General features: G+C 70.4%; 1 protein-coding gene. It reads left to right on the top strand.

Annotation, left to right across the window (positions count from 1 at the left end; all coding sequences use genetic code 11):
* A partial coding sequence (locus AC3IFE_RS01450; protein WP_489189380.1) for a tyrosine-type recombinase/integrase occupies nt 1-531 on the top strand: 531 nt, incomplete at both ends.

The following is a 531-nucleotide window of genomic DNA, read 5'->3' as shown; positions in this document are numbered from 1 at the left end:
TGGGTCGAACTGCAGACCCGTACGCACGCGGCGCCAACCGTCAAGCAGCGCCTGGCGGCCATTCGCCACCTGTTCGACTGGCTGGTGACGGGCCAGGTCGTGCCACACAACCCGGCCGCGTCGGTGCGCGGGCCGAGCCACGTCACGAAAACCGGCAAGACCCCGGTGCTCGAGGCGGCCGAGGCGCGGCAGCTGCTCGACAGCATCGACGTGACCACGCCGGCGGGGCTGCGCGAGCGCGCGCTGATCGCGCTGATGGTGTGTTCGTTCGCGCGGATCGGCGCGGCGCTGGCGATGCGGGTCGACGACGTCTATGTGCAGCAGCGGCGGCTGTGGGTGCGGCTGCGCGAAAAAGGCGGCAAGGCGCACGCGATGCCATGCCACCATACGCTCGAGGCGGCCCTGCATGCGTATCTCGATGGCACCGGAATTGGCGCCGACCTGAAAGGGCCGCTGTTCCGCACGATCGCGCGCGGTACCCGGCAGCTCAGCCGCACGCCGTTGCCGCAGGCGAACGCGTATGCGATGGTG

It is taken from the genome of Burkholderia sp. APQ4-4ca (genome assembly GCF_057837105.1).
Note: the sequence above shows the minus strand (reverse complement) of the source record. Positions and strands in the feature narration are given on the sequence as shown.